This is a genomic window from Gracilibacillus halotolerans, from assembly GCF_014206945.1.
Classification (GTDB): domain Bacteria; phylum Bacillota; class Bacilli; order Bacillales; family Amphibacillaceae; genus Gracilibacillus; species Gracilibacillus halotolerans.
The window spans coordinates 581,955-597,701 of the sequence record NZ_JACHON010000001.1 but is presented as its reverse complement, the minus strand read 5'-3'; the positions used below and the strand labels follow the sequence as shown (position 1 = coordinate 597,701).

General features: G+C 36.0%; 15 protein-coding genes and 1 other annotated feature. All 15 genes read left to right on the top strand.

Features of this window, described 5'->3' with window-relative positions; translation table 11 throughout:
* Positions 1–225 precede the first annotated feature (225 nt).
* The 15 genes from GGQ92_RS03015 to GGQ92_RS02945 all read left to right on the top strand — a co-directional run bounded on the left by GGQ92_RS03015 (position 226) and on the right by GGQ92_RS02945 (position 15,365).
* Positions 226–1,491: an NfeD family protein gene (locus GGQ92_RS03015; protein WP_184244804.1), complete on the top strand. Its 1,266-nt coding sequence runs from the start codon at positions 226–228 to the stop codon at positions 1,489–1,491.
* 14 nt (positions 1,492–1,505) lie between these two features.
* Positions 1,506–2,501, top strand: a complete 996-nt coding sequence (floA, locus tag GGQ92_RS03010; protein ID WP_184244397.1) for a flotillin-like protein FloA — start codon at positions 1,506–1,508, stop codon at positions 2,499–2,501.
* Positions 2,502–2,543: 42 nt separating this feature from the next.
* Positions 2,544–3,068, top strand: coding sequence for a hypothetical protein (locus GGQ92_RS03005; RefSeq protein ID WP_184244395.1), 525 nt, complete (start codon positions 2,544–2,546; stop codon positions 3,066–3,068).
* 370 nt (positions 3,069–3,438) lie between these two features.
* On the top strand, positions 3,439–3,750 hold the full coding sequence (yqfC, locus tag GGQ92_RS03000; protein ID WP_184244393.1) for a sporulation protein YqfC: 312 nt from the start codon (positions 3,439–3,441) through the stop codon (positions 3,748–3,750).
* Positions 3,747–4,976, top strand: a complete 1,230-nt coding sequence (gene yqfD / locus GGQ92_RS02995) for a sporulation protein YqfD (protein WP_184244390.1) — start codon at positions 3,747–3,749, stop codon at positions 4,974–4,976. The genes yqfC and yqfD overlap by 4 nt, the downstream gene beginning before the upstream one ends.
* A 2-nt stretch (positions 4,977–4,978) precedes the next feature.
* The gene (locus GGQ92_RS02990) at positions 4,979–5,944 is read left to right on the top strand and encodes a PhoH family protein (RefSeq protein ID WP_184244388.1); all 966 of its coding nucleotides are present in this window, start codon (positions 4,979–4,981) and stop codon (positions 5,942–5,944) included.
* Positions 5,945–5,983: 39 nt separating this feature from the next.
* Entirely contained in the window at positions 5,984–8,119 is a 2,136-nt protein-coding gene (locus tag GGQ92_RS02985; RefSeq protein ID WP_221437201.1) for an HD family phosphohydrolase, read from the top strand.
* The gene (gene ybeY, locus GGQ92_RS02980) at positions 8,119–8,586 is read left to right on the top strand and encodes an rRNA maturation RNase YbeY (protein WP_184244800.1); all 468 of its coding nucleotides are present in this window, start codon (positions 8,119–8,121) and stop codon (positions 8,584–8,586) included. Before GGQ92_RS02985 ends, ybeY begins: the two co-directional genes overlap by 1 nt.
* Positions 8,564–8,950, top strand: a complete 387-nt coding sequence (locus GGQ92_RS02975; protein ID WP_184244386.1) for a diacylglycerol kinase family protein — start codon at positions 8,564–8,566, stop codon at positions 8,948–8,950. The genes ybeY and GGQ92_RS02975 overlap by 23 nt, the downstream gene beginning before the upstream one ends.
* A 341-nt stretch (positions 8,951–9,291) precedes the next feature.
* Positions 9,292–10,191, top strand: a complete 900-nt coding sequence (gene era, locus GGQ92_RS02970; RefSeq protein ID WP_425486367.1) for a GTPase Era — start codon at positions 9,292–9,294, stop codon at positions 10,189–10,191.
* A 106-nt stretch (positions 10,192–10,297) separates the two neighbouring features.
* On the top strand, positions 10,298–10,441 hold the full coding sequence (locus GGQ92_RS02965) for a YqzL family protein (protein ID WP_184244383.1): 144 nt from the start codon (positions 10,298–10,300) through the stop codon (positions 10,439–10,441).
* A gap of 23 nt (positions 10,442–10,464) precedes the next feature.
* Positions 10,465–11,211, top strand: a complete 747-nt coding sequence (gene recO, locus GGQ92_RS02960) for a DNA repair protein RecO (protein WP_184244380.1) — start codon at positions 10,465–10,467, stop codon at positions 11,209–11,211.
* Positions 11,212–11,279: 68 nt separating this feature from the next.
* Positions 11,280–11,452: a binding site (T-box leader), on the top strand.
* A 92-nt stretch (positions 11,453–11,544) separates the two neighbouring features.
* Positions 11,545–12,438: a glycine--tRNA ligase subunit alpha gene (gene glyQ, locus GGQ92_RS02955; RefSeq protein ID WP_184244378.1), complete on the top strand. Its 894-nt coding sequence runs from the start codon at positions 11,545–11,547 to the stop codon at positions 12,436–12,438.
* The gene (gene glyS, locus GGQ92_RS02950; protein ID WP_184244376.1) at positions 12,422–14,518 is read left to right on the top strand and encodes a glycine--tRNA ligase subunit beta; all 2,097 of its coding nucleotides are present in this window, start codon (positions 12,422–12,424) and stop codon (positions 14,516–14,518) included. Before glyQ ends, glyS begins: the two co-directional genes overlap by 17 nt.
* A gap of 25 nt (positions 14,519–14,543) precedes the next feature.
* Positions 14,544–15,365 carry a pyruvate, water dikinase regulatory protein gene (locus GGQ92_RS02945; protein ID WP_184244374.1) on the top strand — a complete coding sequence of 274 codons (822 nt, stop codon included), beginning with the start codon at positions 14,544–14,546 and terminating at the stop codon, positions 15,363–15,365.
* Positions 15,366–15,747 lie beyond the last annotated feature (382 nt).

The following is a 15,747-nucleotide window of genomic DNA, read 5'->3' as shown; positions in this document are numbered from 1 at the left end:
AACTATGTTCATAATATATTTATATTTTACTATGTTGAGCACAGAACTAGTAATAAAGAGCCGATATATTTTCGCGCTATTTATGAAATTGTGTTACACTAAAATTTGAAACCTTGCTGCGATTCCATACGTATTAACAAATATAACATAAAAAAAGGGGGGGAGATATTGGCTCGTTTCTTTCGGATTCTTTTGCTAGTCCCTTTGCTTTTTCTATCATTGGTTATGAATGAGATAGTTGCAGAGGATAATGGCGATGGAAAGCTGGTATATATCATACCAATTGAAGATAATGTTGAACGTGGATTGGAAGCATTTATACGAAGAAGTACAGACGAAGCAATTCAGGCTAATGCTGACCACATCATATTTGAAATCAATACACCAGGTGGTAGGGTAGATGCTGCACTTGAAATAGGTGCAATCCTACAAAATTTAGACGCAGAGACTACTTCCTTTGTCACCGTTAAAGCACTCTCGGCCGGTTCGTACATAGCTTTAAATACAGATAACATTTACCTTACACCCCAGGCGAGTATGGGAGCGAGTCAAGTGATAACCGGTGACGGTAATGCTGCTGACGATAAATCACAATCAGCGTGGATTGCTGCCATGAGAGGAGCTGCTACTTCTAAACAGCGAGACCCAATCTATGCAGAAGCGATGGCTGATCCAGAAGTTGATTTACCAGACTTCGGAGCTGATAAAGGTAAATTATTAACATTGGATGCTAGTAGTGCTGTAGAAGTAGATTATGCGGAAGGAATCGTCCCACATCGTACTGAGTTGTTGCACCAACTAGGACTGTCGAATGCTGAGATAGTCGAAATGGAAACGACTGCAGCAGAGAGTATTGCACGTTTTCTTACGGATCCTATTGTTGTGCCAATCTTGCTCTCCTTAGCAAGTATTGGACTGGTGGTAGAATTATATTCGCCAGGATTCGGATTGCCAGGATCTATTGGATTAGCTTCTCTCATACTTTATTTTTATGGCCACTTTGTCGCCGGACTAGCGGGTTATGAAGCGCTTATTCTATTAGTTGTAGGTATTATACTTCTGGTGATAGAAGTATTTGCCCCTGGAGGTATTTTAGGGTTCATTGGGATAGGTGCAATTGTAGGATCACTTTTCATGACGACAGACGATGTAGGCCATATGTCGATGAGTATTGCAATTGCACTTGTCTTAACAATTATTGTTTCCGTTATCCTGTTTAAAACAATTGGATTGGAAAAAGGAATTTTTCGACATGTTATTTTGAGAGAAGCAACAACAACGGAAGGCGGGTATATATCCAATGTGAATCGCTTAGATCTTATTGGAAAGGAAGGCAAAACAGTTACCCCGTTACGACCTGCGGGTACAGCCATATTTGATGGTGAACGATTAGATGTTGTTTCGGAGGGTGCTTATATATCTGCCGATGTTGATGTCAAAATTGTTAAAACAGAAGGTTCACGGGTAGTAGTTCGTGAAGCAAACGACTAAAAGGAGGAAATAAAATGGAATCAGAATTAGAATTCATTGTACCGATTATTATTATCGGACTAATCGTTATTGCACTAGCTATATTATTTACGTTTATCCCAGTAATGCTCTGGATTAGTGCATTAGCAGCGGGTGTTAGGGTTAGTATCTTTACGTTAGTAGGTATGCGTTTAAGAAGGGTAGTACCTTCTCGAGTTATTAATCCATTAATTAAAGCACATAAAGCTGGTATCGATGTTACAACAAATCAATTAGAGAGTCATTTTCTTGCAGGTGGAAATGTTGATCGAGTTGTAAATGCTTTAATTGCTGCACAACGTGCCAATATTGGATTAAGCTTTGAAAGATGTGCGGCCATTGACTTAGCTGGTCGTGATGTATTAGAAGCAGTTCAGATGAGTGTAAATCCAAAAGTAATTGAAACTCCATTTATTTCTGGTATTTCTATGAATGGTATTGAAGTAAAAGCAAAGGCTAGAATAACTGTTCGAGCAAATATTGATCGCCTTGTTGGTGGTGCGGGTGAAGAAACTGTTATTGCCCGTGTTGGTGAAGGTGTAGTTAGTACAATCGGTAGTGCAGAACATCATAAAGATGTCTTAGAAAATCCAGATTCGATTTCACATAACGTATTAAATCGTGGACTTGACGCAGGGACTGCTTTCGAAATCTTGTCAATCGATATTGCAGACGTGGATATCGGTAAGAACATTGGAGCAATTCTTCAAACAGATCAAGCTGAAGCAGATAAAAATATTGCACAGGCGAAGGCAGAAGAACGTCGTGCAATGGCTGTAGCGCATGAGCAGGAAATGGTTGCGAAAGTACAAGAGATGCGCGCGAAAGTTGTGGAAGCAGAAGCGGATGTACCACTTGCATTAGCGGAAGCATTACGCTCCGGTAAAATGGGTGTAATGGATTATTTACAATATCAGAATATCAATGCTGATACTGATATGCGTGATTCGATTAGTAAGTTATCTAAAGATGAACAAGATGAAGACAATTAATAGTAATGCAAATTGCACCTCGCTAAAGAGAGGGTGATTAATATGGAAGGAATTTTCGCTCTATTATTTCCCATCTTAGCAATAGTTTTCGGACTAATTGGTTCCAAAAATAATAAAGATGAGAATATGGAGACGCCAACTCCGATTCCACAATCACGGAGAAATCAACAAGAACGCCCAATAAATAACACAGAACCAAGAAGAACGGCAATGAATACATCACAAGAAACAAAGCAACAAGAAACAAAGCAACAAGAAACAAAGCAACAAGAGACATATACGGCTTCTACACAGGAGATGGAAAGAGCTGAGGATCAATTTAATAAGCAAATGGAAATGCTGAAAAAGGATATTACTAGCTCACAGCCGATTAGTGATTTAGGTGAAAGTAAACAGGATCAACCAATTCAGCTAAAATCACGAACTAGAAACTCAACTAACGATAAATCAACAATGTCTATTAGGCAATCCTTAACGAAAAGTGGTATAAGAGAAGCAATCATTATGTCAGAAGTTCTTGCTCCGCCTAAATCGTTGTCTAACAAACGAACTAACAGAGTAAATTAATTAGATGTTAATAAGAGAAACGGAACGATTCATTTATGAATTTGTTCCGTTTCTTTTTGATTATAGAAAGAACGGTTGAATGTCAAGCTAAAGCAGCATGCGTAGTGTCGAAGGTACTTAATAATTCTATTTATTCGTAGCTTGTAGTAACTACTAATCAGTAGCAACCCCTCTATTCCATCCTCTTAAAAACGTTACATCCACACAAATTAACGAATTTTTTTATATGGCATATTCATAGGTTTAACCTATACAGTAACTGCACACCAATACAGAGATATTTACCCTATGCTTTCTCTTTTGGAAAGGAAATTCTATGTTCTTAATTAACGGAATTCTCATACAATGAACATATAAGGAGGGTTGCGGAGTGAAGAAAATAAAAAAGAAAATAATCGAGGTGTTTTCTCGATCATTTGAGCTTCCTTCCGAAGTGACATTAAAACTCCCCCGAATTACTTTAATAGGATCTATCCACGCGTATATTGAAAATCATGATGGACTGGTCGTGTTTTCCAATGACAAACTAGTTCTCGATGTTTATCAAGGACGTGTTCATATTACAGGGAAAAATTTTGTGCTAAAAATGATGTTAGAACACGAAATTTTATTAGAAGGTGATATTTCTGATGTACGATATGAACCAGTAGAATCGAAGCATCAGGGAGAGGAGGGGCTATGAGAGGAAATCGAAAAAATTGGTTAGCAGGTTATGTAGTTGTGAAAGTAAAAGGGGATTATCCAGAACGATTTTTTGAATTATGTGCAAGAAACGGTATAAAAACATGGGACATTATCAAGCAAGATTCACAAACGTGTACAGGTAGAATTTTAAAAAATGACGTACCTTTGTTACGACAGCTTAAACGAAGAACAATCTATAAAATATATTTCAAAAATAAATTCGGCTTACCATTTCAACTACAATCCTTATCGAAACAGAAGCCTTTTATGATAGGTGTTTTTTTAGCCTTTCTTTCCATTTTCTTTTTATCTAATGTTATTTGGCGAATCGATATTGTCGGATTAGATAATGAAATGGAAAAAAAAGTGACGGACAAGCTACAAACCTATGGGGTAACGATAGGAAATTTTCAATGGAATGTTGCTTCTCCCTTAGAAATACAGAAACAATTATTAGAGGATATTCCAGAATTGTTATGGATCGGAGTAAATAAACAAGGCAGTGCCTTTCATTTAGAAGGTGTGGAGAAAACCATTGTAGAAAAAGAGGAAGAGCTAGGCCCTGCTCATATCGTTGCTAATAAGGAAGGTGTCATTGCTGATATATATGCAGAGAACGGCCAACCATTAGTTAAACCAAATGATGTAGTAGCAAAAGGGGACAGGCTTATATCGGGAATAATGGGGAATGAAGAAAATGAGCAAACGGATGATGAGGAGAATGATAAAAAGGAAGAAAAGAAACGCACGCTTACTTCTGCTAAAGGAGAAGTAATTGCCAAGGTATGGTATAGAAGCGAAATTGAGATTCCTTTAGAAGAAAATTATTCCACTCTTACTGGTGAATACAAAAAAAGAAATTATGTAAAAGTTTTCAAGTGGAAAATTCCGATTTTTAGCTTGTCGACTCCTTTTGAGGACGTACATCAAGACATTGAAGAAAAAGATATTTATTTTCTGAAGTGGAAGCTACCTATAACTTGGATAAAGGAAATGAATTATGAAAGAGAGTCTAAATTAGAAAAACGTACAGTAGAGGAAGCTAGAGAATTTGCTAAAAAACAAGCCCAAATTCAACTCCTAAGAAACTTGCCTAAGGATGCGGAAATATTAGAGGAAAAAGTTTTGCACGAAAGAGAAGAGAATGGTAAAGTAAAAATAACTCTATACTATACTGTGTTAGAAAATATCGCAAAAAGACAACCTATTAATCAAGGAGACTGAGTATGTCAGAAGAGTTAAAGATCATGAACTTCGAATTCGAAGATGCAAATGAAACTTTAAAGCTGTTTGGTACAGAAGATAGGCATTTAAAGCAAATCGAACAGCTTATGGAAGTAAATTTAGTTACTAGAGGCGAAAAAGTAAGTCTAAAAGGTGATAAACTAGCAGTTGAACAAACAGAAGCATTAATTGAGGCTTTATTAACTGTCATACGGAAAGGTATCTCTATAACAGAGCGGGATGTCATATACGCTGCTAATTTAGTAAGGCAAGGCAAAATCAATCAATTAGATACACTTTTTGAAGACGAAATCACAAAAAATGCACAAGGCAAACCGATTCGAGTAAAGACATTAGGACAAAGAAATTACTTGCAAGCAATAAAACAAAATGACCTCGTTTTTGGTATTGGACCAGCAGGAACAGGTAAAACATATTTAGCGGTTGTGATGGCAGTACATGCACTCAAAAATGGAAAAGTAAAACGTATTATACTGACAAGACCAGCAGTAGAAGCTGGAGAAAGTCTCGGTTTTTTACCTGGTGACTTAAAAGAAAAAGTCGACCCTTATTTAAGACCCCTCTATGATGCTCTACACGATGTTTTAGGGTCGGAACATACGCTACGATTAATCGAGCGGGGTACCATTGAAATTGCTCCGCTTGCTTATATGCGTGGACGAACGTTGGACGACGCTTTCGTCATATTAGATGAAGCACAGAATACTACAACAGCTCAAATGAAAATGTTCTTAACCAGGTTAGGCTTTGGTTCGAAAATGGTTATAACAGGAGATATTACGCAAATTGACTTGCCTAAGGGCGTTTTCTCGGGTTTAATAGAAGCTAAAGAGAAGTTATCGTCCATTCAGGGGATTGGTATTGTACATCTAAAACAATCAGATGTTGTCCGACATCCAATTGTTCAACAAGTTATTCAAGCATATGAAGGTAAGCAAGAAGATTAATTATACGCTGCGTTTTTCCTAGAACAGGGGTTGAGCTACTTGAAGCTAAAAACATGGTACAAAAAGTCGCATAATACTTGGAAGAAAGTCTTACAATACACCTATATTCGAAACATATTCTTTGCTGTTATAATTGCAGGAATTTTCTTTGCCGCTTGCTATCAACATATAGCGGCAGAAACATATGACATCGAAAAATACACGATTGCACCAGAAACGATTCGCTCGCCAATTACGGTAGAGAATACAAAAGAAACCGATCGACGAATACGGGAAGTTGTTCAATCTGTCGAAGAACATTACGATGTGTCTCTTGATATTGCAGATGAGCAACTCGGCTACGTACAAGAAATTTTTGAAGCAATCGAAGAAATAGAGAGTAGCAATACGGAAGATAGTGAAGTAGAGTTAAACACTGTCGAAGAGAAAATTAATCACTTGAATAATATTATACATCAAGACCTTGTTGTATCCATTGAAAATAGTACCTTTAAGGAACTTTTTCAAGCGAGTAAGGATGAAAGAATTCTAGCAAAAGAATTATTGACTACTGCTCTAAATGACTTATATCATACAGGGATTAAAGCAGACGAAGTTGACTCAGCAATCAACACAGTAAAACAACGTTTAAGCTTTTCTACCCTTGATGACACGTTTGTAGAGAATCTGTCACCTATTGTAGAATTTAGTGTCGAAGCTAATTCTTTTTTCTCTGCTGATAAAACAAATGAAGCGCAAAAACGCGCAAGGGACAGCGTAGAGCCCGTTATGATTCGTGCTGGAGAGGTAATTGTGGAGGATGGTCAGTTAATTACGACGGACATCTATGATCAACTCGATTTAACGGGACTACTTAATGAGGAAGGCAATATCTTCCCTATATTTGGATTAGCTCTTCTAGTAATACTTATGGCTTTAATCATCGTTTTAGAACTACAACAAAACAAGCAAGTAACGATTCCTTTATTAACTGTACTTGTTATTTTATCTGCGGTTGCGGTAGGTATGATGAAATTAGTTAGCTTATATGTAACACCAATTAATCCTGTATATTTTGTTACACCTATAGCAGTAATATCGATGCTAATCACAATGTTGACTAACAGAAGGCTAGCATTGGTAATGGCAGTTTTATATGGTTTAGTGGGAAGCGTTATATTTAATTCTAATATTCCTGGTTTACTTAACATGGAAGCCGGAACGTTTTTAATTTTCTCTCAGTTTGCTAGTACTTACTTCTTATCCATGGTACGTGATAAATCATCTGTTATCTATTCCGGTTTATGGACAGCAGTAGTTAATATAGGGACAGTGTGCTTATTCCTACTCCTGTCTTACGAAAAATACAGTTGGAATGATTATTTAATCTTTAGTGGATATGGCCTTTTATCAGCCGTGCTAGCAACGGTTCTTACAATTGGTATGTTACCATTTTTCGAAACTGGATTAGGCATTTTGTCAGATTCTCGTTTACTTAGTTTATCCAGTCCAAATCAACCACTGTTACGAAAACTTTTGGTAGAGGCACCTGGGACTTATCACCACAGTATTATGGTAGCAAATCTCAGTGAGGCGGCATGTGAATCGATTGGAGCAAATGGTTTACTCGCTCGTGTTGCTGCGTATTATCATGACTTAGGTAAAACGAAGAGACCACATTATTTTATTGAAAATCAAATGGGTAAAAAAAATCCTCATGACTATCTTGACCCTTACCAAAGTGCAGAAATTATTTTGGAGCATCCAAAGGACAGTGCAGATTTATTAAAGCAGGAAAAGATGCCTCAAGAGATTGTAGATGTTGCATTACAACATCACGGCACTTCTTTATTAAAGTATTTTTACTACAAAGCGAAAGAAACGCATACGCTAGTTTATGAAGAAGATTTTCGTTATGAAGGTCCAAGACCAAAAACGAAGGAAGCTGCTATTGTATCACTTTGTGACTCCGTTGAAGCAGCTGTTCGTTCATTGGAAAATCCTGAACAGGAAAAAATTGAAGAAATTGTATCGTCTATCTTTTATGAACGAATCAATGATGGACAGTTAAATGAAAGTTCTTTGACACTAAGTGAGTTAGATACTGTAAAATCAGTCATTTGTGAAACGTTAAAAGGTATTTATCATTCTCGTATACAATATCCTTCAGAGGACAAAAAAATGAAAGAGGCGTGATAAACATGCATATTGACTTCTTAGATGAAACTGGCGATATTACTAAAGAGCAACAAGAATTATTATTAAATGTACTTCAGCTTGCTTCCAATATGGAAGAGATACCAAAAGATGCAGAAGTATCCATCTCATTTGTAAGTGATGAAGAAATACATCGTTTAAACAAAGAATATCGCCAAATAGATCAACCGACTGATGTGTTATCATTCGCTTTAGAAGAAGGGGAAGATAATTATTCCATAGAAGGAAACGAGATTCCTCGTATGCTTGGCGACATCATTGTATCTGTAGATAAGGCGAAGGAACAGGCGGAGACATACAATCATTCTTTTAATAGAGAATTAGCTTTTTTGACTGTCCATGGATTTCTACATCTTCTTGGTTATGATCATATGAGTGACGAAGATGAAAAGAAAATGTTCAGCAGACAAGAGGAGATACTTCATGAATTCGGGCTCAAAAGGTAGGAAGAAACGTTGGTATGATATAGGCCTTCGATATGCCCTAAATGGGCTGATTGAATCCATTAAAACAGAGCGTAATATGAAAGTTCATATTACTGCTACTGTTATAGCAATAATACTTGCGTTTGTTTTGAAGCTATCCGTTATGGAGTGGATGATATTATTATTGACGATAGCAATGGTAATAGGCATGGAACTAGTGAATACAGCATTGGAGCATGCGCTTGATTATGTAGCACCAGAACGCTCGAGTGAGATAAAGATAGCGAAAGACATAGCTGCTTCGAGTGTTCTACTGCTATCCATTGTTGCGTTCGTTATCGGATTGCTTTTATTTTTACCAAAGTTCATAGCTTTCCTGACTTAGTATTTTTACTGTATTCTTTTATTTAATCATAAGAATATAGGAAGGAATACTAAGTTTTTTTGTGGTGCCTACGTAGTAATTAAAGCTTTCCTAGTATAGTGAACAATTTTTAAAAAATAAAAGAAGCGTTGCTCCGATATTAGAACATTGTTTCATTTTTTAGAATAAAGGGAATGAAACGAATTAAAATAACTAAAGACAAGTTATTAGTGAATTAAACAACGATGTGTAATAATGCATAACTTTATCACTAGTTTTGTCGAAAGTATGAATTTTAAATGAAAATATAGTATGCTATACATACAAAACAGACAGCATGCAGCTTAACTGGAGGAATGAATATGACAGAGTATAAATCCGGCTTTATAGCTATAGTAGGTCGCCCTAATGTTGGTAAATCAACTTTTATGAATAGAGTTATAGGTCAAAAAATTGCGATTATGAGTGATAAAGCTCAAACAACACGGAACAAAATTCAAGGTGTATATACAGATAATGAGAAACAGATTATTTTCATCGATACACCTGGTATCCATAAACCTAAACACAAATTAGGCGATTTCATGGTCAAAGTTGCTGAGAACGCTTTAAATGGCGTGGATGCTGTTATGTTTATGATTAATGCAGAAGAGGGATACGGAAAAGGAGATCAGTATATTATTGAACTTCTCCAATCCATTCAAAAGCCTGTTTTTTTAGTCATTAATAAAATTGATTTAATTCACCCGGATGATTTACTACCATTAATTGAGGAATACAAGAGCAAATATTCTTTTAAGGAAATCGTTCCAATATCCGCGTTAGAAGGTAATAATGTCGATCACTTTATGAATGTCCTAGCTGAGTACTTACCGGAGGGTCCGCAATATTATCCAGAAGATCAAATAACCGATCATCCAGAACGATTTATTATTAGTGAATTAATTCGAGAGAAAGTACTTCATCTAACAAGAGAAGAAATCCCGCATTCTGTTGCGGTAGTTATCGAACAAATAAGGAAAAAAGAAGATGAGAAAGTACTAGTACAAGCATCTATTGTAGTAGAACGTAAATCACAAAAAGGAATTATCATTGGTAAACAAGGTAAGATGTTAAAAGAAATTGGTACCCGAGCAAGAAAAGACATTGAATTGTTATTAGGGTCTAAGATTTATTTAGAGCTTTGGGTAAAAGTACAAGAAAATTGGCGAAATAAAAGTTTCCATCTTCAGGAATATGGCTTTAAAGAAGATGAGTATTAATTAGTACTAATACATGGTAAATATTATTAGTCATGTAACTGATTTTTTTGGTGAATCTATTAATGAGCACAATTTCAATCAACCATAATGAAAGGTGATGTTTGTTGTGACCGATATACCATGGAAAATATTCAGTCAAACTGGTAATATTGAAGCGTACTTGTTAATGAAAGAGATGGAAGATACTGAAGAACAATTATATCAAGATCATATGGATGGCCAAGAGTTATTCGAAGACCATCGATTGTAATCGTATAAAGAAGGGTGAAGCTAATGTTTCAAAAAATAGAAGGCTTCATACTAAGAACACAGGATTATGGAGAAACTCATAAAATTGTCACATTGCTTACTCGGGAAATGGGTAAAATTGGTGCTATTGCTCGAGGAGCGAAAAAAACAAGAAGTAGAATGGCTGCTATTACGCAGCCTTTTATTCATGGGAGCTTTTTAATACAGACAGGATCAGGGTTAGGTACGATTCAACAAGGGGATGTCATTCACTCTCATAGGAAAATTAGAGAAGATATTTTTCTAACGGCTTATGCAAGCTATATGGTAGAAATGACGGATAAATTTACTGATCAAAAAAAGTACTACCCTGGTTTAATGGAAGAATTGCTAGAAGCCATGACACGTATGGAATCCGGACAAGATCCAGAGATTCTTGCCTCTATGTTTGAATGGAAGATGTATGAAGTCGCAGGATTTTCTCCAATTGTTCATCAATGTACGAATTGTGGAAACAATCAACCTTACGCTGCATTCTCTATCCAAGAAGGTGGTTTACTATGTTCGCGTTGTCGCCATATTGACGTCCATGCAATTTCTATATCAGAGAAGATTGCTAAGTTGTTACAGATTTTCTCGATGGTACATATTCGTCAAGTTGGAAATATTTCTATTAAGCCGAGCAATAAACAAGTAATACGAAAAATCATGGACGATTATTATGAACAATATGGTGGATTTCATTTAAAATCCAAACGTTTTCTACAGCAGATGAATAAATTAAAAGAGTAAAACATAGAAAAGAACCAATACATTGACTTTTCTGCTTACATTACTTAATATGTATTATTAGAATCAAATATGTTGCGTTGACAGAGAATAGTATGCTTAATGCCTCATTGTAGAGAGTCTGGGATGGTGAAAGCCAGGCATGAGATTAAGTAGAAGGCACTCTCGAGCAAAGATGAAGAAAGTGGTTATTTTCTTATGAAAATAACAATTAGGGTGGAACCGCGGTCTTGCCGTCCCTATGTGTTTATTATCGACACATAGGGACGGCTTTTTATTTGAAAAATAAAGTTTATTAGGATTCAAACAATTATCAATTTTATGGAGGTAATACCAATGAATATCCAAAATATGATACTTACGTTACAACAACATTGGTCTGAGCAGAACTGTATCCTAATGCAAGCCTATGATACAGAAAAAGGCGCAGGAACAATGTCGCCGATGACTCTATTAAGAAGTCTAGGGCCAGAGCCTTGGAATGTTGCCTATGTTGAGCCTTCAAGAAGGCCAGCGGATGGCCGTTACGGTCAAAATCCAAATAGATTGTATCAACATCATCAATTCCAAGTAATTATGAAGCCGTCTCCTGACAATATACAAGATCTCTATTTAGAATCTTTACGCAAGCTAGGGATCAATCCTTTAGAACATGATATTCGTTTTGTAGAGGATAACTGGGAGAACCCAACACTTGGTGCAGCAGGGCTAGGATGGGAAGTATGGCTAGACGGAATGGAAATAACTCAATTTACCTATTTTCAGCAAATAGGGGGTCTAGAAGCAAATCCTGTATCTGTCGAAATAACTTACGGAATCGAAAGATTGGCTTCATATATTCAAGATAAAGAGAATGTATTTGATCTAGAATGGACGGATGGGGTAACGGTTCACGATATTTTTTACCAACCGGAATATGAGCATTCTACTTATACGTTCGACGAATCAGATACTGACATGCTGTTTAATCTTTTCAATACGTATGAGAAAGAAGCAAAACGAACGATGGAGAAAGGTCTGGTTTTCCCAAGCTACGATTATGTTTTAAAATGTTCCCATACATTTAATTTACTTGATGCAAAAGGGGTTATATCGGTTACTGAACGAACTGGATATATTGGCAGAGTAAGAAACCTTGCTCGAGAAATATCTAAGTTATATGTAGATGAGCGAGAAAGATTAGGCTATCCGATGCTGAAAGGAGACCAAAGAAATGACGCAAACATCTAATGTTTTATTTGAAGTCGGTTTAGAAGAAATGCCAGCACGATATATGAACGAAACAGAAGTACAAATGAAAGAAAAAACACAACAATGGTTAGAAGAAATTCAGTTATCTTATAAAAACATAAAAACCTTTATTACTCCTAGGCGAATTGCAATTCAAATTCAAGAATTACAATTGAAACAAGATGACCAAGAAGAAGAGGTAAAAGGTCCAGCTGAAAAAATTGCAAAAGATGAAGCTGGAAATTGGTCAAAAGCCGCAATTGGTTTCTCTAAAGGACAAGGAAAATCAGTCGATGACATTTATTTTAAAGAAGTAAATGGTACAAATTATGTATTCGTAAAGAAGTATACAAAAGGTAAAACACAAGATGAATTACTTCCTGATTTTAAGCAGATTATTATGCAATTAACATTTCCAAAGACGATGCGCTGGAAAAATCACAGTTTTCGCTTTATTCGTCCGATCAAATGGCTTGTAGCATTAAAGGATGATGAAGTAATACCATTTGAAATTACGGATGTATCAACAAGTAATGTGACATACGGACATCGTTTCCTAGGTGGGAAAATAGAATTATCACATGCTCTTGACTACGAACAACTGTTAAAAGATCAATACGTTATTGTGGATAGTAGCATTCGTAAAAATCAAATTCTTCAGCAAACCGAAAAATTACAAGAAGACAAGGATTGGAGAATAAAAATTGACGAAAACCTTCTAGATGAAGTAACGAATTTAGTAGAATACCCGACAACTTATTATGGCGAATTCAATGAGGAGTTTCTCTCCTTACCTAAAGAGGTATTAATTACTTCAATGAGGGAGCATCAGCGATATTTTCCTGTGGAGAATGCAGAGGGAGATCTACTACCATATTTTATTTTTGTTCGTAATGGAAACGATGATCATATTCAAAATGTATCGAAGGGAAATGAAAAAGTACTACGTGCACGTTTAAAGGATGCACAGTTTTTCTACGAAGAAGATCAAAAGCAATCAATACAAGATAACTTAATAAAGCTGGAGAAAATTATTTTCCAAGAGAAGCTAGGTACGATTGCCGATAAAGTGAACCGAACGAAACAAATTGCAGAATTAGTAGCGTCCCAGCTAAATGTAAGTGAAGAGACAGTTAAAAAAGTAACTAGAGCGGCGACTATCTCAAAATTCGATCTAGTAACAAATATGGTCGACGAATTTACAGAACTTCAAGGTACGATGGGACATCAGTATGCTCTACTGGCTGGGGAAGATGAGGAAGTAGCAAAAGCAATTGAGGAACATTATATGCCTACACAGTCTCACGGCCAACTACCTGAGACAACAACTGGCGCAATATTAAGTATTGCAGATAAGATAGATACCATTGTAGGATGTTTTACTGTTGGCTTAATCCCGACTGGATCCCAAGACCCATACGCTTTACGACGACAAGCCATCGGAATTTTAGAAATTATGAAGGAAAATAAGTGGAGTATACCTTTATTTACAATCATTGAACGTAGTTTTGACATCATTAGTACTGGAATTGATCTAGAAACGAATAAAATAGAAATTTTAGACCAATTAAAAACATTTTTTAATCAACGTACGGCATATATTATGAGAGAAGCAGGATTAGAGCAGGATATTATTGACGCTGTGCTCATTCATAGAGTCGAAACATTATCCTTTCTCATTGCAAAGGGAAAATATTTATCCAAGAAACGCAATGATCCTTCCTTTAAAAACAAAGAAGAAGCCTTTGTACGTGTAATCAATTTAGCGCAGAAGGCTGAGGAGAATTATTCCATTGATGAAACATTGTTAACACAGAAAGAAGAAAAAGCATTATACACGACTTGGAATGATATAGTCCCCGAGTATAATCAAGCTCTTCAACAATTCAATGTAGAAGAAGCAATCACTCAGTTGATGAAATTAGTTGAACCAATTCATGAGTTCTTCGATCATATTATGGTAATGGATAAACAGGAAAGCATTCGTAATAACCGACTTGCATTATTAAAACAAATATCCAATAGTATTCTTGACTTTGCAGATTTCACTAAAGTCCAATGGAAGCAAAATCATGCATAAGCTAACATAAAGGAATGAATCGTGTATGCCAAAATCGATTGTTTACGTTGTGTCCGATTCCGTAGGAGAAACAGCTGAAAGTGTAACGAAGGCAGCAATTAGCCAATTTATGCGGGAGGATCAATATGAAATTGTCCGGATACCATATGTAGAAAATAAGGAAATAATTTTAGGTACGGTTTTTCAAGCAAGCAAGTTAAACGCGATGGTTTGCTTTACACTTGTAAATCCAGAATATAGAGATTTACTTATTCAAGAAGCAACTCAAAAAGGCGTAGAATGCGTAGATATTATGGGACCCTTATTACAAGCGATGGAGCGTAAATTTCAATCTAAGCCAAAGGAAGAACCAGGGCTTATTCATCGCTTAGATGAGGAATACTTTAAACGAGTGGAAGCTATTGAATTTGCTGTTCGCTACGATGACGGAAGAGATCCTCAAGGGATAATGTTAGCAGATATCGTGCTTATTGGGGTGTCACGAACGTCTAAAACTCCATTGTCTCAATATTTAGCGCATAAGCAATTAAAGGTAGCCAATGTACCGATAGTTCCAGAGGTTGATCCGCATCCTACATTGTTTACTATTTCATCGAAAAAATGTATCGGGTTAAGAATCAGTCCCGATAAATTAAATACTATTCGTAAAGAACGACTAAAAAGCCTTGGGCTAAATGACATGGCTAATTATGCAAGAATGGAACGAATCCATGAAGAATTGCGTTTTTTCGATGAAATTATTGAAAAGATAGATTGTCCAGTAATTGATGTCACAAACAAAGCAGTGGAAGAAACAGCTAACATAATTCTAAGCAAACTACATCAATCATATCTTTCTATAGATTAATAGTGTCTTTTATTTGCTAGCTGATAGATGTGGTGATAAGATATAGTATTGGTATGAGTTTTTAATAGAATGTCATATTTTAATAAAGAAATGGTAAGAATAGTTCGTAAGTATCTGTTTTCATTCACAATTATGATGTCTTTGGTTTAATTTATATGGAAATCAAAGATGAAAAGGTTCGAAACAAAAATAATTTTCGTAAAAAGAAGGATTTTTACGAAGGGGTGTAGAAATTATATGACAAACACCACTTTAATTTTCGACATTTTTTATTCCTCAAGAGAATGTAGCACTCTTCTTTTTAAAATAAACCAACATGAAATCGAACCGTTTAACAATGGCTGAATAGAGGTAATATGTTACTAAAGGAGGAGTGCGAAAA

Excerpts from the sequence above, each read along its gene's own strand:
- era (WP_425486367.1), top strand. The coding sequence starts at position 9,292 with ATGACAGAGTATAAATCCGGCTTTATAGCTATAGTAGGTCGCCCTAAT.
- glyQ (WP_184244378.1), top strand. The coding sequence starts at position 11,545 with ATGAATATCCAAAATATGATACTTACGTTACAACAACATTGGTCTGAG.
- GGQ92_RS03005 (WP_184244395.1), top strand. The coding sequence starts at position 2,544 with ATGGAAGGAATTTTCGCTCTATTATTTCCCATCTTAGCAATAGTTTTC.
- glyS (WP_184244376.1), top strand. The coding sequence starts at position 12,422 with ATGACGCAAACATCTAATGTTTTATTTGAAGTCGGTTTAGAAGAAATG.
- GGQ92_RS02990 (WP_184244388.1), top strand. The coding sequence starts at position 4,979 with ATGTCAGAAGAGTTAAAGATCATGAACTTCGAATTCGAAGATGCAAAT.
- floA (WP_184244397.1), top strand. The coding sequence starts at position 1,506 with ATGGAATCAGAATTAGAATTCATTGTACCGATTATTATTATCGGACTA.
- recO (WP_184244380.1), top strand. The coding sequence starts at position 10,465 with ATGTTTCAAAAAATAGAAGGCTTCATACTAAGAACACAGGATTATGGA.
- yqfD (WP_184244390.1), top strand. The coding sequence starts at position 3,747 with ATGAGAGGAAATCGAAAAAATTGGTTAGCAGGTTATGTAGTTGTGAAA.
- GGQ92_RS02975 (WP_184244386.1), top strand. The coding sequence starts at position 8,564 with ATGAATTCGGGCTCAAAAGGTAGGAAGAAACGTTGGTATGATATAGGC.
- GGQ92_RS02945 (WP_184244374.1), top strand. The coding sequence starts at position 14,544 with ATGCCAAAATCGATTGTTTACGTTGTGTCCGATTCCGTAGGAGAAACA.
- GGQ92_RS03015 (WP_184244804.1), top strand. The coding sequence starts at position 226 with ATGAATGAGATAGTTGCAGAGGATAATGGCGATGGAAAGCTGGTATAT.